A 22,963-nucleotide genomic window follows, 5' to 3' on the forward strand; every position below is an offset into this window, starting at 1 on the left:
AGAATGTTATTGGCGAATTCCAGATGACAATAAAAAAATAAAAACTTACAGATGAAATATTCAGTAGTAATTGTAGAGGACCACATTTTGTTATCTCAGGCACTTGCCGGTTTAGTTGAAGGGTTTGCAAAATTCAAAATATTATATATCTGTAAAAACGGCAGAGAATTATTAACTCGTTTTAAAGACCCTAAGAATATTCCGGACATTGTACTTATGGATATCAATATGCCTATAATGAATGGTATAGAAACCACTGCAGCTCTAAAGGAAGAATACCCTGATGTAAACGTATTAGCACTTTCTGTAGAGGAAGATGAAAAAACTATCCTTAAAATGTTACGTGCCGGTGCAAAAGGATATCTTTTAAAAGATACCGAAAAAAGCATACTCGAAAATGCTTTGGTAGAAGTCCAGGAAACTGGTTTTTATCACACCAAAAATGTTACCGACCTGTTACTAGGTTCACTAAACCCTAAAAAAGAAAACAAAGTAATTCTTAAGGAACGAGAAATGGAATTCATAAAACATGCATGTACGGAAAAAACCTATAAAGAGATTGCCAGTGACATGTGCTTAAGTCCAAAAACAATTGAAGGGTATAGAGATTCTATTTTCGAAAAACTAAATCTCAAAAACAGAACAGGATTAGTTATCTATGCTATTAAGAACAAGATATTTGTGCCTTAATTCGGGAGTTTTTTATCCCTTGTTCAACATCTAAATATATTTTTTACAACCAATAATATTGATTTTGGCGCGTTTATTGATTAAGCAAAAAAATAGCTTTATAAAATCTTATCAGCACGATATGTTCTAAAAGCTTTTTTTAAGTAAACTAACCATCTTGTACTAACTTAAATACAGCGTTTTTGTTTATTTTTGTTAGTTCAAGAATATCAATATTTTCATGCTTAAGCAACAACTAAATTTTAAACTTTCTCAGAAACTTTCTCCCCAACAAATTCAATTAATGAAATTGATTCAATTGCCTACACAAGCTTTTGAACAACGTCTTAAACAAGAAATGGAAGAAAACCCTGCTTTGGATAGTGGTAAAGAAAAAGCAGATGAATTTGAAGATGCTTATAGCAATGAAAATACAGACGATGACTATGGGACAGAAAAAATAGAAACTGACATCAATGTCGATGAATATTTAAGTGATGATGAAATCCCGAGCTATAGATTAAGCTCTAATAACTATAGTGCTGATGATGAAGATAAAAGTGTTCCTTATGCATCAGGGACAACTTTTCACCAACACCTGGTTAACCAACTTAATACTTATCGTTTAGACGAAGAAGAAAGAGAGATTGCTGAGTTTTTGGTAGGCAGCATTGACGAAAGTGGTTATATCAGAAGATCTCTTACTGATATTCTTGATGATCTTGCTTTTACCCAAAACGTATACACTACAGAAGAAAAGATAGAAAATATCCTAAAGATAGTTCATCAACTGGATCCTGCAGGTGTAGGAGCCAGAAATCTTCAGGAATGTCTTTTGATTCAGTTGGATAGAAAAGAGTTAACTATTCCTATCAAATTAGCTTCTATGATTCTGGAGAGATCCTTTGATCACTTTAGTAAAAAGCATTATGAAAAGCTTTTGACGAAATTTGACATTAATGAAGAAGAACTAAAAGAAGCTATAGAAGAAATAGAACACCTTAATCCAAAGCCTGGTGGAGCCTATGCAGGTAATAATCGTATTGTAGAACACGTAGTGCCGGATTATACTATAAGAATTATTGATGGTGAATTAGAACTCACCTTAAATGGTCGCAATGCCCCGGAATTACACGTTTCCAGAGAGTATAATAATATGCTCCAGGGGTATAAGGCAAGTAAAGAAAAATCCAAATCTCAAAAAGATGCCGTTTTGTTTATTAAACAAAAACTGGATGCTGCAAAATGGTTCATTGAAGCGGTAAAACAGAGACAACAAACACTTTTTATTACAATGAGTGCAATAATGCACTATCAAAAAAGTTATTTCTTAAGTGGAGACGAGCGAAATCTAAAACCAATGATCCTAAAAGACATTGCAGATGAGATCGGCATGGATGTAAGTACAGTTTCTAGAGTAGCCAATAGTAAATATGTAGACACTCCATATGGAACTAAGCTAATCAAGGAGTTTTTCTCTGAATCCATGACCAATGTCGAAGGAGAAGAGGTCTCTACCAGAGAAATAAAGAAAATACTGGAAATTACAGTAGGTGAGGAAGACAAGAAAAAGCCTTTAACAGACGACAAACTTGCCAAAATCCTTAAAGAAAAAGGATATCCTATTGCCAGAAGAACTGTAGCTAAATACAGAGAACAATTAGATATTCCTGTAGCTAGATTACGAAAGAAAATTTAATGAATTTTTTTCTAAAAAGCGTTTCATACATTTTACACCCAATATTGATGCCTCTTATCGGCTCAATTATTTATTTTACAACCGCTCCAAGATTTATTCCAGAAAATATAGTGATGTCCAAAATCATAGGGCTGACAATTATGACAGTTCTAATTCCTATAGTTCTGTTTTTTATACTCAAAAGCTCTGGAATGATTACATCTTTTCACTTAGCTAATGTAAAACAACGTAAAATCCCTTTGCTGCTTCAATCCATTTTACTACTTCTGGTTATTAAAATGATTGTTGATGTATATAACTACCCCGAATTATATTTCTTTTTCCTGGGCATTCTCTTTTCATCACTTAGCGCAATCTTTATTGTTCTTTTTAATATTAAAGCTAGTCTACATATGATTGGAACAGGGGGTGTAACTATGTTTACTATAGCCTTAAGTATCCATTTCGGCATGAACCTAACCATCCTAATCGCTGCGCTTATGATTGCCAATGGACTAGTTGCTACATCAAGATTACATTATAAAGCTCATAGCAATCTGGAATTGATTTTAGGGTTTCTGGTTGGAGTTATACCTCAGCTTACCTTAGTGAATTTTTGGTTATAGAATATAAAAAGTCAGTCCAATTTTTATCGGATTAAGCCCTACTCTTTCGCCATCAATTTTAGCATCATCATTAAATAAAGGATTTAAACTATAATAAACCGAAAAGTTATAGGTATTCCAACCAAAGGTAAAAGTAGCACCATATCTCAATCTATTTAATTCATCCACCTTGGTTTCTCGTACTTTGATATCACCTTTTTCGAAATTAGATCTGAAATGAAATAAATACCCGAATCGCAGTCCTGCATATATTCTGTAGAACTTATGTGTTTCAGGAACAGAGGTACGCCATCTGAATTCTAAAGGAACTTCTGCTAAGTGAGTTGTAAAACGATTAGTATCGAAATCGCTTCCATCCAAAGCTTCAAACACCCCGTTACCGTTAGTATCATCCACATTTATAGAAAGATTCTGTCCATAGGTATTAAAAGAATAACCCACTCCTAACCCTATAGCTACGTTTCTTAGTTTATTAATTGGCATATCTCTAATAAAACCTAAATGCAAACCTCCTGAGAATCCCGATTGATCAATACCTGTTGACCTATTAACAAGCAAATTAAATGTTAAACCAACATAAAACTGATCTTCTCTATATAAGGAATCCAAAACCTTTTTAGGCTCAGTAACAGGAATAGAATCCTGACCAAAAGAACTAAATGCGGAAACGCAACAAACAAAGAATATTAGTAATTGTTTCATACAAGACACTAAAATAAATCTATTTCGTTAAAAAACACATGATCATTTAAAAAATGAGGTGTAAAATATAAGAAATCCTGCCAGTGGCAGGATTTCTAACTTCTGATAAAACTTACGGAATGTTATTTGTAGTACCGCCTTGTATAGTAGCATAATTAATCTTAAGAGCATCAACCTCTCTTAGTTCCTTTTTAATATCATTGACTAAACCCATTTTTGTCTTTTTATCTACTTTTAATGAAGTAATCAAAAATGGTTTGACTCCATCTCTTTTAGAAGCTATTTCCGAAAGAATGAACGGTTTTATATCCTCTAACTTCGCAAACTTGTCATTAAGCTGAATTCTGCCCTCTGTACCAAGATACCTGGAGCTTGGTTTTCCCACATAAATATTCATAATCAAATCTCTTTTTTCTAGTTTCTCTATCTGATCAGCCATTGGTAATTTATTTTCCACCATCAAAATATCCTTACGCATTATAGTAGCTACCATAAAAAAGAATAATAACATAAATACGATATCGGGTAGCGATGCTGTGGATATCTCCGGTAATGCTACTTTTTGTTTTTTTCTAAATTTTGACATCATTTGATTTTTATAATTACTACTCCATTTTTGTTTCTGCTTCAGAAATTTTTTCGGGATACATCATTTGTATATGCTTAATTCTCTCCCTAAGTTTAGCTTTATCGCCATCATAATGAACACTTTTAAGGTTTTCTTCCATAGTAGTAAACAAAACACCGTATAACCGCATTGCTTCTCTATTCCGAAGTTCTGTATACGCACTGACTAATTGATCCTGCACTGCTATATAAGTCTCATAATTTGTCTCTCTACTACTCTGAAGAGAAATCACAGCCTTTTTTGGATTATCAGAAGAGGTTATCCCTTTAGAACCTCTACAATAACTACAAGCTTCTCCTGATACTCCTCCACCATTATCCAAAAATGAAATAGCCTTATCCTTTAAATCCTCAAGACTAACAAGCTCTCCCTCTACCAATAATTCATTCAATTGGTTAAGTTCGACCCTGAAGATATTACGCTCTCTTATGGTAATTGGCGGAGTATCATTAAGCTTTGGCGGGAGTTTTCTGCTAATCCCCTGATCTGTGGCAATTGTAGTACTAACTAAAAAAAAGATGAGTAATAAAAATGCGATATCCGCCATAGATCCTGCATTAACTGATGGTGCTAATCTCCTTGTTTTCATAAAAATATATTTAGGTTATTAATTACTTACTGAAACACTAAAAAATATTTAGATATTAAAGAAGAATAGCTTAAAAGTTAATATCCTTTACTTAACGAAGAAATAATGATGGTAAAATATAACTGCTAAAAGCTACTATTCTCAATATCATTTTTGGAAGATTAGTCATTGAAATAGATCACAGTTATATACAAAACAGCAACAATTGTTATGCCATTATTATTAAAACAGCTGTTTTTTTAAGAAGAAGAATGAAAAAAATACTTCAGAAAATCGAAACATAAAAAAATCTCACCACAACGGTGAGATTTTTTTATGTTTCAAAAACTTGTAACTACAATAAGAAATTATCTATTCTCTGTAGCTGCACCAATTCTTGTAGTATAATTAATCTTAAGCGCTTGAACTTCTCTGAGTTCTTTTTTGATATCGCCAACTAATCCCATATTTGTTTTTCCATCAACTTTTAAAGCTGTAGTCAAAAATGGAAGTAATTCCTCTCGTTTTGCAGCTCTTTCTGCCAAAACAAAAGGAGCAATATCAGCTACCTCAGCAAATTTATCATTGAGTTGTATTCTAGCCTGAGTACCTGCACTTGATTTATATCTAGAACTAGGTTTTCCTGCATAAATATACATTACTAAATCTTTCTTATCAAGTTTTTCCACTTGATCTGCCTGAGGTAAATTATTCTCTATCATTAACGTATTCTGACGCATTACTGTAGCTACCATAAAGAAGAACAATAACATAAATACGATATCAGGTAAAGATGCCGTAGAAATAGCTGGCAATTCACCACTCTTTTTCTTTTTGAACTTAGACATAATATAATTGTTTTATGTTATTAATTTATTTCTTAGGTTCTGCCTCTGATAGTTTCTCAGGAAACAAAAGCTGAATTTTCTTAATATCTTCTTTAAGCTTCTCCTTATTTCCAGAATAGTTTACATCCTTAAGGTCTTTTTCCATCTGAACGAAAGTTTTACCATAAAGACGCTGAGCTTCTCTGTTACGTAATTCTGTGTAAGCAGCCACTAACTCATTCTGTACGGCGATGTACGTTGAATAATTAGTTTCTCTGTTATTACGTAAAGAAATTACAGCCTTTACCGGATTATCCGAAGAAGAAGAACTTCTTGCTCCTTGGCAGTAATCACAGGCTTCATCTCCTGATCCTCCACCATTGTCTAAAAACTTGATTGCAGCAGCACGAAGATCTCCTATTTCCATAGGCTCTTCTTCTACTAACAAATCATTGTTTTTATTTACTTCTACCACAAAGATATTTTTCTCCTTTAGAACTGGTGGTTCTACTTCAGAGTCAATTGGTGGCGGAAGCTTACGACTAATACCACTATCGGTTTCGATAGTTGTAGTAACCAGAAAGAATATAAGAAGTAAGAAGGCTATATCAGCCATCGAACCTGCATTTACTTCTGGTGCTGATCTTTTTGCCATAATTATTTACCTATTATTTTTTTAATTCCTGATGTGAACATCATCAATACTGCAATAGCAGCAAGAAAGTAAAATGTATACAATCCTGCACCGACCAATTTAGATCCGCCTTCAGAAAGTACTTCTCCATCTTTCATAGGAGTCTCTACTCCTTCTGCTAATACATATCCAATTCCTGCTACAACTAAGAAAGCAACCACACCGATAAGAACATTCTTAAGTCCAGAAGGGTTTTTAGCTAGCGTAGAAAAAACAGAGATAAGTGTAGCAATAACCGTAATTACAAATATAATTAAAGTTAAAGTATACATTGGTCCAACAGTAGCAATAGCTTCAGAAAATGCACTTGCATCTTGATCTTTAACTAGATCTTTAGCATCTGTGATAGCATATTGATCCATTAAAACATCGATAGAACTACCCATAACATACCAAAGGATCGCTCCTATGACACCTATCGCTAGTACTGCGTATGTTATTATTTTTGATATTTTCATGTTTCTTATATTTTAAATTTGAAAGCTTTTTACTTTCGATTAAACAAGGTTAAAATTTCGATTAAATCTTCTTTAGATTTTATCTGAAATTACTTCTTGTTTTTATAAGCAACTAACATATCGATTAGAGTAATCGAAGCATCTTCCATATCATTAACAATTCTATCGATTTTTGCCACGATATAGTTATAAAATATCTGAAGAATAATTGCAACGATAAGTCCAAATACTGTAGTCAAAAGTGCTACTTTAATACCACCTGCTACAAGAGAAGGCTGCATATCACCAGCTGCTTCAATTTTATCAAATGCCTGGATCATACCAATTACTGTACCCATAAACCCAAGCATTGGTGCTAGAGCGATGAATAAAGATACCCAAGATACATTTTTCTCTAATTGTCCCATCTGAACACCACCATAAGCAACAACAGCTTTCTCAGCTGCATCAATGCTTTCGTCTGCTCTATCAAGACCTTGATAATAGATTGATGCAACAGGTCCTTTTGTATTTCTACAAACTTCCTTAGCCGCTTCAACTCCACCACTACTCAATGCATCTTCTACGTTTTGTTGTAACTTCTTAGTGTTAGTTGTAGAAAGATTTAAAAAGATGATTCTTTCGATTGCTATCGCAAGCCCCAGAATTAAACATAAAAGTACGATCCCCATAAAACTAGGGCCTCCTTCTATAAAACGTTTTTTCAATTCCTGATGGAACGTTAATTCTTCTGATGTATCTGCAGCTACATCATCTTGTACTGCTGTCGTAGTTATAGGAGCAATCAATAATTGCACATTTGCCGATAATACCTGGGCTGGAGCAGTAGCTGCTTGTATGTTTCCAAAAGCCATTACTGTTGCGATTGCCAGAATAGAAAATAGTCTTTTCATTGCGCTGATTCTTAATTTTAATTAGTTAAAGGGTTAAAGATAAAAAAATATTATAAAATCTGTTATAATTTTAATAATAATGCAGAGAGGAAGGGATTCGAACCCTCGATACGCTTTTGACGTATACACACTTTCCAGGCGTGCGCCTTCGACCACTCGGCCACCTCTCTATTAAAATGTTTTCCCAAAAAATGGTTGGGCAAATAACAAAAAAAATGTTAAGTACTAAAATTTGAGGCGTTAATTTTCTAACATTTCACCTCGCAATGAGGTTTCATATATGGTTTTAAGCACTTTAAGCGGTAAGTTTTCTCCCAACAAATACATCAACTTAGCCACAGCAGCTTCTGTTGTGATGTCTTTTCCTGAGATTACTCCTGCTTTTTTGAGTGCCACACTAGTGCTATACTTACCCATCTCTACACTTCCTCCTGCACATTGGGTAACATTAACCACCGGGATTCCTCTTTTTATGGCATCAAAAATAATACCAGTAAACCATTTCTTGGTCGTTGTATTACCTGAGCCATAGGTTTCTAGTATTATACCTTTTATAGTATCTATAGAAAAAATACGTCTCAGAATATCTTCATTAATACCAGGAAACATTTTAATGATCACTATACTATTGTCAAAATGGGTATGATATACCATCTTTTTACGACGATTTACTTTACGGAGAAAAGCCTTGTTAACTTTAAGATGAACTCCTGACTCTATAAGAGAAGGATAATTTAAAGACTGGAAAGCTTCAAAGTGCTCTGCATTAATCTTAGTCGTTCTGTTTGCACGAAGTAATTTATATTCAAAATAAAGTCCAACCTCCGTAATGACAGGCTTTCCTTTTTCTCTTAAAGCAGCAATTTGAACTGCGGTAATCAAATTTTCCTTAGCATCGGTTCTTAAATCACCTATTGGTAATTGGGATCCGGTAAAAATGATAGGTTTTGCCAGGTTTTCAAACATAAAACTAACAGCAGATGCAGTATAGGACATGGTATCGCTTCCGTGCAACACTACGAAACCATCATAGTTTTCATAGTTACTATTGATGATATCACCTAAATTCTTCCACATATCTACATTCATATCCGAAGAATCAATAGGTTCTTTAAAGCTCAAAGTACTTATTGTACAATCTAATTGTTTCAACTCAGGGATATTGAGCAGTAATTCATCAAAATCAAAAGCGATCAATGCTCCTGTTTCGAAGTCTTTGATCATCCCGATTGTACCTCCGGTGTATATTAACAAGATGTTTGGTGAAGTACTCATCGCAAAACGTGCTCTATTAGATTACACAAATGAACAAAATTAAAATCATATATATCGAATCTAAATCCCGAATACTTCTTTAGAATTCCTTGTGGTAACCTCAGCAATCTCTTCTATAGGTTTCTGATAAATATCTGAAAGTTTTTCTACCACATTCATGATATATGAACTTTCATTGCGCTTCCCTCTAAAAGGCGTTGGTGCCAGATAGGGTGAATCTGTTTCCAAAACGATATGCTCTAAAGGAATTTGATCCAGAAATTTATCAATTTTACCATTTTTGAAAGTGACTACCCCACCTATTCCTAACTTCATATTATATCCTATAGCACGATGAGCATCTTCGATAGTTCCTGTAAAGCAATGAAAGATACCAAAAAGATCATCTCCTTTTTCTGATTCTAACACTTCGAAAATCTCCTCAAAAGATTCTCTACAATGTATAACTATAGGTAGCTTGTATTTTTTGGCTAATTGGATTTGATATCTAAATGCTTCTTGCTGTTCTGGCAGTGTAGTTTTATCCCAATAGAGATCAATCCCTATCTCCCCTACTGCGTAAAAAGTTTTATCTAAACCACCTCTAAGGCGTTTTCCCAGCTCCTCTTCCACGTGTTTAAGTTCTTCCTTATAATTATCCTTAACGTGTGTGGGATGCAACCCCATCATTAGAAATACCTGATTAGGATATTTAGCTTCTATATCATACATAGATTGTGTGTACGTAGAATCTATGGCTGGAACAAAAAAACGCTGTACACCTTTTTCTATAGCACGTTGCATCATTTCGCTTTGATCTTCATCAAAAGCTTCACTATATATGTGTGTGTGAGTATCGGTAAGTATCATGCCGCAAAAGTAAGTAAATTTAGATTTTACTTATTACACTTTTGCATTCTGTTTTTTTAAGATTTTTCTTCAATAAATGTATTAAACCAAGATCCCGCTGAAAAAGTGGGATTAGCCTGCCTGCCATCCACAAGATAGGCAGGTTCAACTAACAATTTTGAGCACTCTGTCTGAGACAGATTCTCAAAATCGTGTTTCACTAAGAAATACTAATAATTCTTTCTAGTGGTATAATTGTAGATTGTTTTAATATTACGGATTTGTCAGTTATCCCCCAAATCGTAGTTTCAACTTCTTTTGTTCCCTCATCATCTGCAAACACAATTTTTACTTTTAGATGCTCCAGATTACCTAAGCTTAATCCCCTTAGCAATTTTCTATATCTATCTCTTTTACTTCTTTTGGTATCTAAAACTTCTTGTTTAGGAAAGTGTAAATGTTTTATTTGCTCTTTTTCAATATGCATAATATGATCAATTGTTCCCATGACCTGATTTCTTAGATTAATTATTCAAAAATTTAGTAGTAATTCCCTGATATAAATTACTGTTTATTAACGTTTTTTCTACTAAAAATATTGTTAATTAACAAATTGAATAACAAACCTTTACCAAGAATCTAATCCAGCTTTTCTAATAATTTCTGAGCTTGATCATAATCTTCTGCTTCTTTAGGAAGTTTATGGAGCAGTGCGGCACATTGATCATAATTCTTTTGCTTTAGTTTGTTTAAAGCTTCGAACCAAAGTGCTTTGTATTTATAAGCCGAATTACCTTGTTGCAATTTTGTAAAGGCTCTGGATGCTTTAGCATATTTATCTTGTTCTAGTAATGAAATCCCATAGTAGAACTGATATTCGGCATTCTTTTCATCCTCTGATAGTAGTTCAGTAAGGTATTCTTCTGCTTTAGCGTAATTCTTAGTATTAAAAGCTGTTTCGGCATTTTTAATACTTTCTTCAGCGCTACCTCTTTCAGTAATAGATAACTCAGGAATAGAAACAAAGTTATTATATGTTGGATTACCCTGGCTAAAAAAGTATACCCCAAAAACTATTGCTACACTTGCAGCTATAGCATATGCCCAAGATGGAAGTTTAATTACTTTTGATTTCTTAACAGGTTCTTCAAAAATCTCTTCTTTTACCCCATGTTTTATTTCTTTCTTTACTTCCTGCTTAGTTTCTTTCTCCGCTAGCTTCTTTGCAAAATAGGAATCTCCAACCTTTTTTAGGTTTTTGGCTAAAGCCGCTTTTTGATTTTCAGTATTAAAATTGGTATCTAAATGAACGTGTAGTTCTTTATATACCTGCAATTCTTTCTTGACTACATCATCTTTGATTAACTTATCCAACCTAGCCTTTTCATTTATGGATAGCTCCTGACTGCAATGTTTCTCAAACAATTCGTATTTTTCTTCTGGGGTCATAACAAATTTTTTATCTGATTAAACTGAGGAGCATTCTGAACTAATTCTGTTAATTGACCAATACATAAGGACTTCTTTTTACGAACATAAGCATAGGATTGTCCAAGTTTTTGAGCAACTTCTTCCATAGATTTAATCGTAAAAGTCACTTTTAGCAATTCTTTACAAGCTTTACCCAATTGATCAAACATTTCAGTAAATAATTCGTGTTTTGCATTAAAAAGCTCAGTTTCATCTGCAAAACGAACACTCTCATCATCCATAGATACAACCTCTTCATTAATTGTTACCTTATTACTAGAAGATTTTTTTATTTCGTTAAGCCATCTTCGCTTACACAGTAAAAAGAAATAGGCATCAAAGGGACAAGTGAGCTGTAATCCTTTTTCTTTAGCTTGATTATATACGGTAACTAAAGTCTCCTGAATAATGTCCTGAGCTCTGGACTCATCCCCACTATTTTTTTTGATATAACCAATTACTTTAGGAGCAAATTTTTCATAAATCTCATTGAGAATTACAGTATCATTTTGCAAGAGTGCTTCAATATATTTTTGATCTGTGTGTAGTTTGGTGTTTCCCATAAATACTTGGTTAGCGCATCTAATTTAAAAAAACTTTCAAGATTAAGGGTAACAAAAACTCAAAGCTGTTGATATGATGTTGTAATTGATAAAATTAGAATATTATGAAAACAACAAATAGAACAATTGTATTACTGAACAATAGTAGGAATACAAAAAAAGTAATGATGACCTTTTTATTTTTAGGGTTATCTATCCTTTTATTAAGTAGTTGCAAAACAAATGACGACAATGACATTTTTATTCCACAAGTCTTTGATGGATTAGAATACAAAGCAGAAATCCTCGAAAATCGTCAAGAAGCTAAACAAACTTTCACCTTTAATAGTGATGGGGCCGGAGAAGTATATGGTGAAGAAGGAACTATTCTTTATTTCCCAGCCAATAGTTTTGTAGATCAAAACGGAGATCCAGTCACAGGAAATGTAGATATTGAACTTATTGAAATCTACAACAAAGCTAAAATGTTATTGACTAAAATGCCTACTAATGGTAAACGACCAAATGGAGATGTAGAAACTCTAAAATCAGGAGGAGAATTTTATATCAATGCAACTCAGAATGGAGAGCAATTGGCACTAGCTAATGGATTTCAGCTATTTGCTCCTGCAGATGAGATTGATAATGAAATGACACTTTTTAACGGTCAGGATAACGATTGCGATGGAGATGATTTGGAATGTGATATCGTTTGGGAAGAAGATGAGCAAGGTGGCGTAGAACCTATGCAGCGAGAAGGTGCTGATGGGCAAGGTGTAACTGGATATGGTGGTTTCTTAAGTAATTTTGGATGGACTAATATTGACAGATGGTATAATGACCCAAGGCCAAAAACTATTTTATATGCAGATGTTCCAGAAGGTTTTGATGACACAAATTCTAACGTATATATTTCCTATAATGGAGAGCCAACAGCATTAGCCCTATTAGATATTTATAATACTGAAACTGGATTATTCTCCGAACACTATGGATTAATTCCTATCGGATTAGAAGTACACTTTATCTTCGTTTCTGTTCAGGATGGTCAATATATATATGCAATACAAGGAGCTACAATAGAAGAGGATCACGTAGAAGTAATTGGAACTACAAGTGTAGGAACTGAAGCAGAATTAGTAGCATTGATTAATGCATTACCATAAATTATTATACTGAAATATATCCACAAGTTAACGGGGGTTAAGACATATTTCAGTATATATTCCGGAAGGGTTCCTTCTTCCGGAATTTTTGGTATTAATAATCATAATTTAACTTTTTACTTATCTTTAATAGCAACTAACAAAAATCATGAGGGGATTTCTTGTACTATTATTACTTCCTATATTAGGTTTTGGGCAAATACTTACTAATGACACCATTCCCAGGGTTGCACCTATTTCTTATGATATTCAGGGTAACCAGGTAATGTATGGAGCAGAAATGCCTCCGCTTAATCAAGTTGCTGGAGCACCAAAAGCTTTTTATACCTATTATTGGGAGTTTGGAGATGGTAATTACAGTTTTAAATCTACCCCTGCACATACATTCAAGAAACCAGGAACCTATGAAGCAAAGCTTTGGGCGACTAATAATTATGATAATGGTAAACCTCCTGATAGCAGACCTATATCCGTAACAATTGGCGATGCTTCTGATGAAGCCTCTATAGATGACCCATCTCCTTTTAAAGAAGATGAGGATTTATTACTAAAACGAAACCGTGAGCCCATTCCTGATCAAGAAATGGTTTTTATCACCAGTTATAAGAACACTAACAATTATGTCTCAAGTGGAAAATTGTATCTTTTTTATAACGACGAACGATTTAAAAACAACAATTTCACGATAGAAGATACTAGAATGTATCATGGTGAGAGAATTGTTCCTTTAGAAGCTATTTCTGAAGTTCTCCCGGAAAATGATAATCATACTTTACTAGCTTCTTCTTCACATTCAATACTTAGAAACAAAACATTGTTTGCTCAGGATACTACTAAAAGAAAAAATCTTCCACTTACGTTGGAAGAGTCTAAAACCTTATATCGCAATTACCAAATTGTAGCATTTGACGATATGCAACCTGGAGAAGAGCGCAATATTTTCAGAACATTAAAGACTACTCCAGAAATGATCAAGGACACTAGTGCTATTGTAACATTACGAAGTGTTTATGTCCCTGATGATAATTTTGACAACCATACCGTAAAAGACACTGAGATGGAGATTGTAACCTCTCACGATCCTAACAAAATGTCATCAAACGGGTGGTTGATGAACTATCGCATAGTACGATTTAAAAGATTAAAATTCAAAATACGCTTTCAGAATAATGGCGAAGGCCCGGCTAATACCATTAGATTAGAAACCGATACACCGGAGATGTTTGATAAATCCACGTTAAAAATTGATGGCATGTATCCTGAATGTCCTATTTGTCCAAAAGAGCGAGAAGTAAATTATAGTTGTTTGGATACGATACTGAAAAAAGATAAAATCATATTTCAGTTTAATAGGATTTACCTTCCTGGGAGTCAGCAGAAAAATGTCGAGGAGATTGATTCTACTAAAGGTTTTGTCAAATACTCCATGAAATTTGGTAAGAACTTTCATAAAAAAAAGACTCGAAGTCGTACTGCAATCTACTTTGATAAAAATGAACCTATAATAACCAATTATGCCACTACTCGATTTATGCCTGGTATTTCAATCGGAGCCAAAGCTGGGTATATCAGGGTTCCCGAATTAGACAACCAACAGGAATATTTTGTTGGAGCTACGCTCTCCCCTTTTAAATCTTATCGTGGATATTATCAGGCAGAGTTACTATTCTCCACCTCAACATATGATGAGCTTCGGAATTTTGAAACCCGAAGTATAGATGCTTCTGGAAATCAAAATCTTGTACGGTTTTCAGAATCGAATCAGTTTGATAACATTTCTATATATGCCATACCAGCATCTTATCGTTATAATCTCAATAACTTTCTGGCTATGGGAGCTGGGATACAATTAAAGATGGATCTGACTAGCACTAACGATCGAGAAATCACAGGTGAAGCTTTTATTGTAGAACCAAATACCGGTCTTTTAATTCCTAATCCAGATCTTAACTCTTTTGAAACTCTAGAGATCAAAGATGATTTCCTTAATTTCCAAACAGGGATATTTGTTGGAATGAATATAGGAACAGTAAGAATTGGTCCCAGTGTAGGCATAAGATATGTTTATAATTTTGATACGCCAAACTCTCAAATTCAGTTCTATGGGATTTGGAAGTTTTAGAACAATATTCTGCATAGGTGTCTTTTTGTTTTTTATTAATACTCAACTTCGAGCACAACAAACCCATAAGACTTCACAATATCTATACGATCAATTAGATCTGTTTTTACAAAATCCATCTAAATCAGGATCATTGAAGTTGAGTAAAATGATTCATGGTAAACAAAACAAATTATTTACCAAAGCCGATCAATTAGCTTGGGTCGTTGTCCATTGTAATTTGGGATATTACAAGAACCTATTTGGTAGCAAAACAGCCTCTATTTTGTATTATGAAAAAGCCTGGAAAACATACCAAGAAAAAGGACTGAGCGATTATGATATTATTAAAAACTGCTTACAGCCTTTAGGGAACCTCTATATCCAAATTGGGGATCTCCCTAAAGCCGAAAGCACAATTACCCGTTACCTTTATTTAGCAGAACAGATTCAACAAAAGGATATCATTATCTCTGCAATTACCAACCTCTCCATCACTTTCAATAATTTAGGCAAGTATTCAAAAGCTATTCATATTCTTGAGCAAGGTTTAGCCATGGATCCAAACAATATTAATCTGCTAACTAACATTGCTACGAATTATATGCACTCTGGCAATATGGTGGAAGCAGAACGTTTTGCACAAAAGGTACTACAGATAGATCTTGATCAAATCAATGCTTATCAAATTTTGGCAGCTGTGTATTTAGAAAAAAATGATCTTAACAATGCCGAACAGTATATACTAAAAGCAAAATCAAGACTACTCGAACTACCAAATACCTCATCAAGAGATATTGCCAAATTACAATTGGGATATATCGATATCCTTTTATCCAAATCATCCCATACTGAAGCTCAGAAAAATCTAAACGAATTGTATGCAGCACTACTACCTCGATATAATAATGAAGGGCTTCCAACCGAAGAAATTCTAATCGCAGATCCTATTCTTCTTAAAGCTCTGGATGTTCAGGTTTATATTTCTCAACAATCTGAGAATCCATTGCAAGCAATTGAAGCATACGAACTTGCCTTTAAAGTAAACACAAAACTAAACCAGTTATATCCGCTTCAGGATACCAAACTTATTCAGCATAGTCAAAATCGTAATAGGACCGAGGACTATATCGATTTACTTTTTTCTCTTTATAAAGATTTACAAGATGAAGATTTTATTAAAAAGGCTTTCCTAGTTGCAGAGCACTCTAAAGCTCCTTTTGTGAATGAAGCATTGGTTTCCAAAAAGATATTGTCACGATATAAAAATGACAGTTTAGTATCCCAGAAAGATAAGCTTACTTCAGATCTAGCAACTTTTGAAACCTTATTATTAAAAGAAAAACTGAAAGGGAACCAAGCTAATATTGCTCAAATCCAACAATGGTCAACAGAACATAGCACCAAATCCATTCGATTAAAAGAGGTCACTCAGAAACTTCAGCAAGAATATCCAAAAATGCTTCAGGATGATCAGCAACTTTCAATACCAGATCTTCAGCAAAAGCTAAAAAAAGATGACAGAACATTAATCGAATATTTCTACGGAAATCAGAACATATATCAATTCATAATACAGTCAGATTACTTAGAAATAAAAAGAATAGAAAACAAAACTCTGTTAGAAGTTGTGGTCAAAAACTATATCAACTACTTTAATGACGCATCTAAGATTACCAATAATATTCCTGAATTTACCAAAAATGCAGCTGAAGTTTTCAAGATGCTAAAGATTCCGGAAGACACTGAAAAATTACTTATCATCCCAGATGGATTTTTGAGTTTTATTCCTTTTGAAGCTTTACTTACCGAAGAAACTACCAGTTTAAACTTTCAAAACATGCCTTTCTTATTCAAGTCTTCTGAGGTTAGCTATGAAATTTCTGCTCGTAAATACACGAGATCTGTTTCAAAAGGCACCAAAAAGAATAATGTACTCGGCGTTTTCCCTGTGTTCGAAGGTACAGATCTGGAGCTACCATTTTCTTTAGCAGAAAGCAAAACTATCCAACAATATTTTAATGGTTCTTTTTTAGAAAAAAAGCAGGCAACATACAATAGTTTTATTAACCATATCGAAAGACACTCTATACTTCATCTTTCTACTCACGCTGAAGCCGGAAGTTTCTCCAGACCTGCCTCTATAAAATTTAATGATCAGGATATTCTTGTTAATCAACTATATGGACTCAACATCTCTGCAGACTTAGTAGTTTTAAGTGCTTGCGAAACCGGTATCGGAAAATTAGCCAAAGGCGAAGGACCATTGAGTATTGGCAGAGGATTCCAATATGCAGGGGTAGAGAATGTCTTATTCTCTCTATGGAGGGTAAACGATAAAACCACTTCAAGACTCATGGGTGGTTTTTACAAAAATCTCAATAACTCTAAGATTAAATCAACATCACTACATAACGCAAAACTAGATTACCTCAATCATAAAGATATTGCTAATGCTCAGAAATCCCCTTATTATTGGGCTGCATTTGTATATTACGGTGAGATTCAGGATTCTTCTTCCTCAAAATTCCTTTGGTTTGGAATTAGTATTCTATTATTCATTGTAATTATACTACTTTTACGAAAGTTTCTTCAACATAAAAAATGAGCACACTACGTAAACTATTATCCCAAAAAGAATATCACCGAATCAAACTTGTTTTTACAAAGACTAATCATTTTGAGGTGAAGGCTATACTTAACGGTATAGAAGGCAATTTTATAGTTGATACTGGAGCCTCTAATTCCTGTGTAGGTTTTGAAGCGGTAGATAAATTCAGCCTCTTTGCTCAAGATAGTGATGTAAAAGCTGCAGGAGCAGGAGCCACTGATATGCTTACCCAGCTCTCCAAAAAAAATACCATACAAATTGGCAAGTGGTCTAAAAAAAGAATCTCCCTGGTATTATTTGATCTTGCACATGTTAACACAGCATTAGTTACACATCATGCCGAACCTGTTGATGGCATTATAGGAGCTGACATCCTAAAACGCGGTAAAGCTGTAATTGATTACGAACGAAATTGTTTATATCTGAAATAATCAGGTAGTTTTACCTATTTTTTTCCTCTAATTCTATATTTAGATTTGATCATATCGAATTGGAATATAGAAAACATGAAAATAATATTAATTGGTAGTTTCCCTGTTTGTATATCATTGTACGAAAACTTATTGCAGTATAAATATCTTCAAGCAGTATGTTTTGAGGCATCAACTATTAATAACAATTTCCGGAGTACTATACAGAAAAAAGGATTAGAAACCTTTACTATAAATAAAGAAAACATCTCTGATCAATTCAAAGATTGGCTACAAGATCAATCACCTGATTTAGTATTGGTTTGTGGATTTTCATTAAAAATACCGAAAGAAGTATTAAACATTCCAACCTATGGTTTTCTAAACATTCACTTTGGTAAACTTCCGGAAAACCGAGGTCCAGATCCTCTTTTCTGGTCTATCAAAAATGGAGAACAGCAAACTGCCATTACGATTCATCAAATGGACGAGAATTGGGATACGGGAAAAATATTAATAGAACAACCAGTATCTATCATTCCGGGAGAAACTTTAGGAATGCTAAATTCTAAGTTGAGTTATATACTAAAAGATTTAGGTCAAAAAGCACTCGAACTTATTCAAAACCCTACAAACCTAAAACCTCAGCCTACAGAAAAACTGACAAGTTATAATAAAAGACCAACATTATCTGATACAACAATTGACTGGGAAACCCACACTGCAGACGAAATAGAAAACCTGATAAATGCTTGTAATCCCAAATATGGTGGTGCCACTACCTATTATCAAGGTTCTCCAATTAAAATTGTAGAAGTTTCACCAGTAGATAGTCAAACTCCTTTGTTTGGAAGAACTCCCGGAGAAATTATTCATGCACACCCGCAAGAAGGGTTATTTGTGTGTTGTAAATATGGCCAATTGATCAGAATCAATATTATAAGTACTGATGCAGGGATCTTAACCGGGATAAAGTATGTAAATCTTGGTATACGCCAAGGACATCGCTTTACAACCAGCATAAAAATCAAAAAAGAAGTTGCTCTATAAAGCATCACTAAACAATTAATTATTAATCTTTAAATCAAAAAATTATGGACGGATACATTTCAGAAATAAGATTATGGGGCCCAACCTGGGCACCAAGAAACTGGGCTCTTTGTAACGGGCAAGTATTAGCAATCTCACAAAACCAATCTCTGTTTTCGTTAATAGGAACTACTTATGGAGGTGATGGCAGAACTTCTTTTGCGTTACCGGATTTAAGAGGGCGGACTGCAATTGGGTCAGGTCATGGACCTGGTCTATCATCATATAATCAGGGACAACAAGTAGGCTCAGAAACCAATATGCTTACTAACCTTAATTTACCAGCACACCATCATGCGGTAGTAGTAGATGGATCGACTAATTCTTTAAACGCCTCAGTTTCTATTCCTGTAATAAATGATGAGGCCACAGTCGAAGAATCAGATGGAAGTATACTAGCGGTTGCCTCATCTGACAATTCTGTAACCACAAAAATATATGGTCCTTCTAATGCCTCTGACGGAAAACTTGCAGCATTTAATTCACCTGTGACAGGAAACATTAATACATTAAACACAGGAAATAATCAACCTCTAAACAATATACAACCTTCTTTAGGACTGCATTATATTATTTGTTTACAGGGAATATATCCTTCAAGAAACTAAAATCTTTATCAAAAAGCATATAAAGGTATTGAAAATTCAATACCTTTATATAGATTAATAAATCTGTAATTATGAAAAAACAACTACTATTATCCTCTTTTTTACTGTGCCTCTTCTCCAGTAGCAGTATTTTTTCCCAATTCTCTCTTGGTGATATTGCATTTTCAGCTTACAACTCTGATAACTCACTTACTCCAGAGGATAGTTTCACTATTGTTTTGCTAAGAGATGTCTCCTCCGGTGAATCCTTGGGTTTTACTGAAAATGGTTGGTTTGCTGCCGGCGGATTTAGATCGGGAGAGAATAGTTGCACTTTAACCTTTAGTAGTAATTATCCAACAGGTACTCAAATTGTAATTTCGCGTAGTCCATTTCAAGCACTGGATCAAGATGGCAGTTCTGCAGGAGCTCTTTCTGGAGCCGGACTTAGTTTTGCCGTTTCCGGAGATCAAATATTTGCATATGATCCTAATAATATTCCTTCTGTCGGAAATGAAACTGGTTTTGTTGCTGCTATTCAAATGAATGGTGATTGGGATACAGATGCATCTTCAACTACTACCTCTGCAAAACCTTCAGTGTTTACAGACGGAGTCAATTCAATTTCTATTAGCCCAGAAGTGGATAATGCTAGGTTTGATCCAACTAATTGTAGTAATTTTACAGATATAAACTCCTTAAGAACCTTACTAAACACTGTTTCAAACTGGCAATTTGATAACGCTACTCCTTATACTCAAAGTCCGCCTGCTTGTGATTTCACAGTCAACAATAATATCCCCACTGCCTCCAGTTTTACCGCATCTCCCGGTCCATTTGAAGACCAAGTATATACATTTGTTACAGCTGATTTTGGTTATAACGACACAGATAGTGATCCTTTAGATAATCTCTTGGTAGAATTAGTCCCTCCGGTAGGCACGCTATATGTTGATGCAGATAATGATGATACTTTTGATGGAGGTGAACAGCTCTCTAATGGCTCAACTGTTTCTAAAGCAGATTTAGATGCCGGAAACTTACAATACGTACAAGCCGGTTCAGTAAATACATCTTTTCAATTTGAAGTCAATGATGGCACAGAAAATAGTACTGGAAATTATGTAGCTACACTGAATGTTACTGCAGTAAATGATGAGCCTAGTTTTACACCCGGAGCAAATGAAACCGTCAATGAAGATGCAGGTGTACAAACCGTAAACGCATGGGCAACCTCTATCGATGATGGAGATACCGAAGCTACGCAAACACTTACTTTCGCAGTAACAAATGACAACAATGCATTATTCAGCACACAACCTGCAATCGATGCTTCTGGTAATCTTACCTACACTCCTGCTACCAATGCCAATGGATCGGCAACTGTAGATGTCATACTATCTGATGATGGTGGAACCGCAAATGGTGGTGATGATACGTTTGCGACACAACAATTTACCATTACCGTTAACGCAGTAAATGATGAGCCTAGTTTTACGCCTGGAGCAAATGAAACCATCAATGAAGATCCAGGTGCACAGACTGTAAACGGATGGGCAACCTCTATCGATGATGGAGATACCGAAGCTACACAAACACTTACTTTTGCAGTAACAAATGACAACAATGCATTATTCAGCACACAACCTGCAATCGATGCTTCTGGTAATCTTACCTACACTCCTGCTACCAATGCCAATGGATCGGCAACTGTAGATGTCATACTATCTGATGATGGTGGAACCGCAAATGGTGGTGATGATACGTTTGCGACACAACAATTTACTATCACCGTTAATGCAGTAAACGATGCGCCTAGTTTTAGTTTGCCAGGATCACCAGATCAATCGGTTGGAGAAAACTCTGGAGCTCAGACCGTAAACATGTTTGCGACTTCTATTGATGATGGAGATGCAGAAACTGTACAAACGCTAACTTTTAATGTTTCTAATGATAACAATGCACTATTCAGTGTACAACCTGCAATTGATGCTTCTGGAAACCTGACGTATACTCCAGCTACAGATGCATTAGGGACTGCAACTATCACAGTAAATATATCGGATGATGGCGGAACTGCCAACGGTGGGTCAGATACTTCTGCAAACCAAACTTTTAATATTACTATAGCTGACATTACACCTCCAACTGTAATGATAACTTCCACAGAAAGTCCTGGACCAACAGGAGCTAATCCTATCCCAATAACAATCACTTTTTCTGAAAGCGTTACAGGTTTTGACGTTAACGATTTAATTGTTAGTAATGGCGCATCTGGTGGTTTTTCTGGTTCCGGAACGACTTATTCCGTTGATATAACACCAACAGCCAATGGAATTGTAACAGTTGATGTAGGAGCTAGTGTAGCCGTTGACAATGCCGGAAATGACAATACCGCAGCTCCGCAGTTTAGCATAACCTATAACAGTACACTGAGTGTACAAGATGAATTACTAGCACAAGGGGTAAAAATATATCCTATGCCTAATACAGGTGTTTTAAATATTTCTGCAGATACTAGTTTAAAACTTAAAAACGTTCAGGTATTTGACATTACAGGTAAATTGATTTATTCAAAACAACTGGATTCAGGAAGTGTAGTTAATACCTTTGATATCTCTGACATACAATCCGGAATGTACCTGATCACGGTAAATTCTGTAAATGCCAAAGCCACCAAAAGGATGGTTATACAATAAAAATATATACATACTATTCATAAGCCGAAGTTATAAAAATAGCTTCGGCTTATTATTTGAACAACCTACATCCATACAAGATATCCCGTGCTTATCTCTTTATTGAGAGTCTAAATTATCTCGTAACCCAATGGAGCCAAATCTTGACAAGGGATAATAACTACCTAATACCATATATAACAACCTCATATACACCTATAAACTTCATCCAGCTGACAAATTCAGGAATGGTAAAAGATAATTTAAAGAATAAGATGTAAAGTTATTTATCGTATAAACAAGTATTTACACCTATTGTCAAGAAGTCTTATTTACCATACTTTTACCCTATGATAGTTAGCGTAATGAGCCCCAAAAAAAACAGAAAAATACTAATGAAATTAGTTCCGATTGTAATATTGGCGATGATCTTAATCGCTTTATGTATGACAATGTTTCTATT

The 22,963-nt window shown here is 34.5% G+C and carries 22 protein-coding genes and 1 tRNA gene; 10 read left to right on the forward strand and 13 right to left on the reverse strand.

The genetic code is table 11. From position 1 onward, the window contains the following. The first annotated feature begins 51 nt into the window (after positions 1 to 51). From J8M14_RS01720 to J8M14_RS01730, 3 genes are all read left to right on the forward strand, one after another. Entirely contained in the window at positions 52 to 690 is a 639-nt protein-coding gene (locus tag J8M14_RS01720) for a response regulator transcription factor (RefSeq protein WP_211072613.1), read from the forward strand. Positions 691 to 910: 220 nt separating this feature from the next. Further along, positions 911 to 2,368, forward strand: coding sequence for an RNA polymerase factor sigma-54 (rpoN, locus tag J8M14_RS01725; RefSeq protein WP_211072614.1), 1,458 nt, complete (start codon positions 911 to 913; stop codon positions 2,366 to 2,368). Between the two features lie 47 nt (positions 2,369 to 2,415). Next, positions 2,416 to 2,973, forward strand: a complete 558-nt coding sequence (locus J8M14_RS01730; protein ID WP_211072615.1) for a hypothetical protein — start codon at positions 2,416 to 2,418, stop codon at positions 2,971 to 2,973. On the opposite strand, the gene J8M14_RS01735 is transcribed toward J8M14_RS01730, so the two are convergent. The 13 genes from J8M14_RS01735 to J8M14_RS01795 form a co-directional block, all read right to left on the reverse strand. Continuing rightward, entirely contained in the window at positions 2,968 to 3,675 is a 708-nt protein-coding gene (locus tag J8M14_RS01735; RefSeq protein WP_211072616.1) for a porin family protein, read from the reverse strand. The genes J8M14_RS01730 and J8M14_RS01735 overlap by 6 nt on opposite strands. A 112-nt stretch (positions 3,676 to 3,787) precedes the next feature. Then, positions 3,788 to 4,261: a biopolymer transporter ExbD gene (locus tag J8M14_RS01740; protein ID WP_211072617.1), complete on the reverse strand. Its 474-nt coding sequence runs from the start codon at positions 4,259 to 4,261 to the stop codon at positions 3,788 to 3,790. A 19-nt stretch (positions 4,262 to 4,280) separates the two neighbouring features. Then, positions 4,281 to 4,892 (reverse strand): biopolymer transporter ExbD, encoded by a 612-nt coding sequence (locus J8M14_RS01745; RefSeq protein ID WP_211072618.1) that lies wholly within the window; start codon positions 4,890 to 4,892, stop codon positions 4,281 to 4,283. A 347-nt stretch (positions 4,893 to 5,239) separates the two neighbouring features. Beyond that, complete coding sequence (locus J8M14_RS01750; protein ID WP_211072619.1) at positions 5,240 to 5,719, reverse strand: biopolymer transporter ExbD; 480 nt, start codon at positions 5,717 to 5,719, stop codon at positions 5,240 to 5,242. Between the two features lie 25 nt (positions 5,720 to 5,744). After that, the gene (locus J8M14_RS01755; protein ID WP_211072620.1) at positions 5,745 to 6,353 is read right to left on the reverse strand and encodes a biopolymer transporter ExbD; all 609 of its coding nucleotides are present in this window, start codon (positions 6,351 to 6,353) and stop codon (positions 5,745 to 5,747) included. Between the two features lie 2 nt (positions 6,354 to 6,355). Further along, positions 6,356 to 6,850, reverse strand: coding sequence for a hypothetical protein (locus J8M14_RS01760; RefSeq protein WP_211072621.1), 495 nt, complete (start codon positions 6,848 to 6,850; stop codon positions 6,356 to 6,358). A gap of 89 nt (positions 6,851 to 6,939) precedes the next feature. Beyond that, entirely contained in the window at positions 6,940 to 7,743 is an 804-nt protein-coding gene (locus J8M14_RS01765; RefSeq protein ID WP_211072622.1) for a MotA/TolQ/ExbB proton channel family protein, read from the reverse strand. An 82-nt stretch (positions 7,744 to 7,825) separates the two neighbouring features. Next, positions 7,826 to 7,913, reverse strand: a tRNA-Ser gene (locus tag J8M14_RS01770). 70 nt (positions 7,914 to 7,983) lie between these two features. After that, positions 7,984 to 9,018, reverse strand: a complete 1,035-nt coding sequence (locus J8M14_RS01775; RefSeq protein ID WP_211072623.1) for an asparaginase — start codon at positions 9,016 to 9,018, stop codon at positions 7,984 to 7,986. A 60-nt stretch (positions 9,019 to 9,078) separates the two neighbouring features. Continuing rightward, positions 9,079 to 9,867 (reverse strand): TatD family hydrolase, encoded by a 789-nt coding sequence (locus J8M14_RS01780; protein ID WP_211072624.1) that lies wholly within the window; start codon positions 9,865 to 9,867, stop codon positions 9,079 to 9,081. A gap of 199 nt (positions 9,868 to 10,066) precedes the next feature. Next, entirely contained in the window at positions 10,067 to 10,354 is a 288-nt protein-coding gene (locus J8M14_RS01785; protein WP_211072625.1) for a hypothetical protein, read from the reverse strand. Between the two features lie 131 nt (positions 10,355 to 10,485). Beyond that, the gene (locus J8M14_RS01790) at positions 10,486 to 11,295 is read right to left on the reverse strand and encodes a hypothetical protein (RefSeq protein WP_211072626.1); all 810 of its coding nucleotides are present in this window, start codon (positions 11,293 to 11,295) and stop codon (positions 10,486 to 10,488) included. Then, a complete protein-coding gene (locus tag J8M14_RS01795) occupies positions 11,292 to 11,879 on the reverse strand; it encodes a sigma-70 family RNA polymerase sigma factor (RefSeq protein ID WP_211072627.1) in 588 nt (195 codons plus the stop codon). Before J8M14_RS01795 ends, J8M14_RS01790 begins: the two co-directional genes overlap by 4 nt. A 104-nt stretch (positions 11,880 to 11,983) precedes the next feature. Between J8M14_RS01795 and J8M14_RS01800 the strand changes: the two genes are divergently transcribed. The 7 genes from J8M14_RS01800 (at position 11,984) to J8M14_RS01830 (ending at position 22,521) form a co-directional block, all read left to right on the forward strand. Then, positions 11,984 to 13,024: a hypothetical protein gene (locus J8M14_RS01800; RefSeq protein WP_211072628.1), complete on the forward strand. Its 1,041-nt coding sequence runs from the start codon at positions 11,984 to 11,986 to the stop codon at positions 13,022 to 13,024. Between the two features lie 148 nt (positions 13,025 to 13,172). Further along, a complete protein-coding gene (locus tag J8M14_RS01805) occupies positions 13,173 to 15,146 on the forward strand; it encodes a PKD domain-containing protein (protein WP_211072629.1) in 1,974 nt (657 codons plus the stop codon). After that, the gene (locus J8M14_RS01810; protein WP_211072630.1) at positions 15,127 to 17,733 is read left to right on the forward strand and encodes a CHAT domain-containing protein; all 2,607 of its coding nucleotides are present in this window, start codon (positions 15,127 to 15,129) and stop codon (positions 17,731 to 17,733) included. The genes J8M14_RS01805 and J8M14_RS01810 overlap by 20 nt, the downstream gene beginning before the upstream one ends. Further along, positions 17,730 to 18,167: a retropepsin-like aspartic protease gene (locus J8M14_RS01815; RefSeq protein ID WP_211072631.1), complete on the forward strand. Its 438-nt coding sequence runs from the start codon at positions 17,730 to 17,732 to the stop codon at positions 18,165 to 18,167. The genes J8M14_RS01810 and J8M14_RS01815 overlap by 4 nt, the downstream gene beginning before the upstream one ends. Positions 18,168 to 18,242: 75 nt before the next feature. Then, the gene (locus tag J8M14_RS01820) at positions 18,243 to 19,196 is read left to right on the forward strand and encodes a formyltransferase family protein (RefSeq protein ID WP_211072632.1); all 954 of its coding nucleotides are present in this window, start codon (positions 18,243 to 18,245) and stop codon (positions 19,194 to 19,196) included. A gap of 44 nt (positions 19,197 to 19,240) precedes the next feature. Next, on the forward strand, positions 19,241 to 19,843 hold the full coding sequence (locus J8M14_RS01825) for a tail fiber protein (protein ID WP_211072633.1): 603 nt from the start codon (positions 19,241 to 19,243) through the stop codon (positions 19,841 to 19,843). 71 nt (positions 19,844 to 19,914) lie between these two features. Continuing rightward, the gene (locus tag J8M14_RS01830; RefSeq protein ID WP_211072634.1) at positions 19,915 to 22,521 is read left to right on the forward strand and encodes an Ig-like domain-containing protein; all 2,607 of its coding nucleotides are present in this window, start codon (positions 19,915 to 19,917) and stop codon (positions 22,519 to 22,521) included. Positions 22,522 to 22,963: the final 442 nt, after the last annotated feature.

The organism is Aquimarina sp. MMG016, from assembly GCF_018100805.1.
Taxonomy (GTDB): domain Bacteria; phylum Bacteroidota; class Bacteroidia; order Flavobacteriales; family Flavobacteriaceae; genus Aquimarina.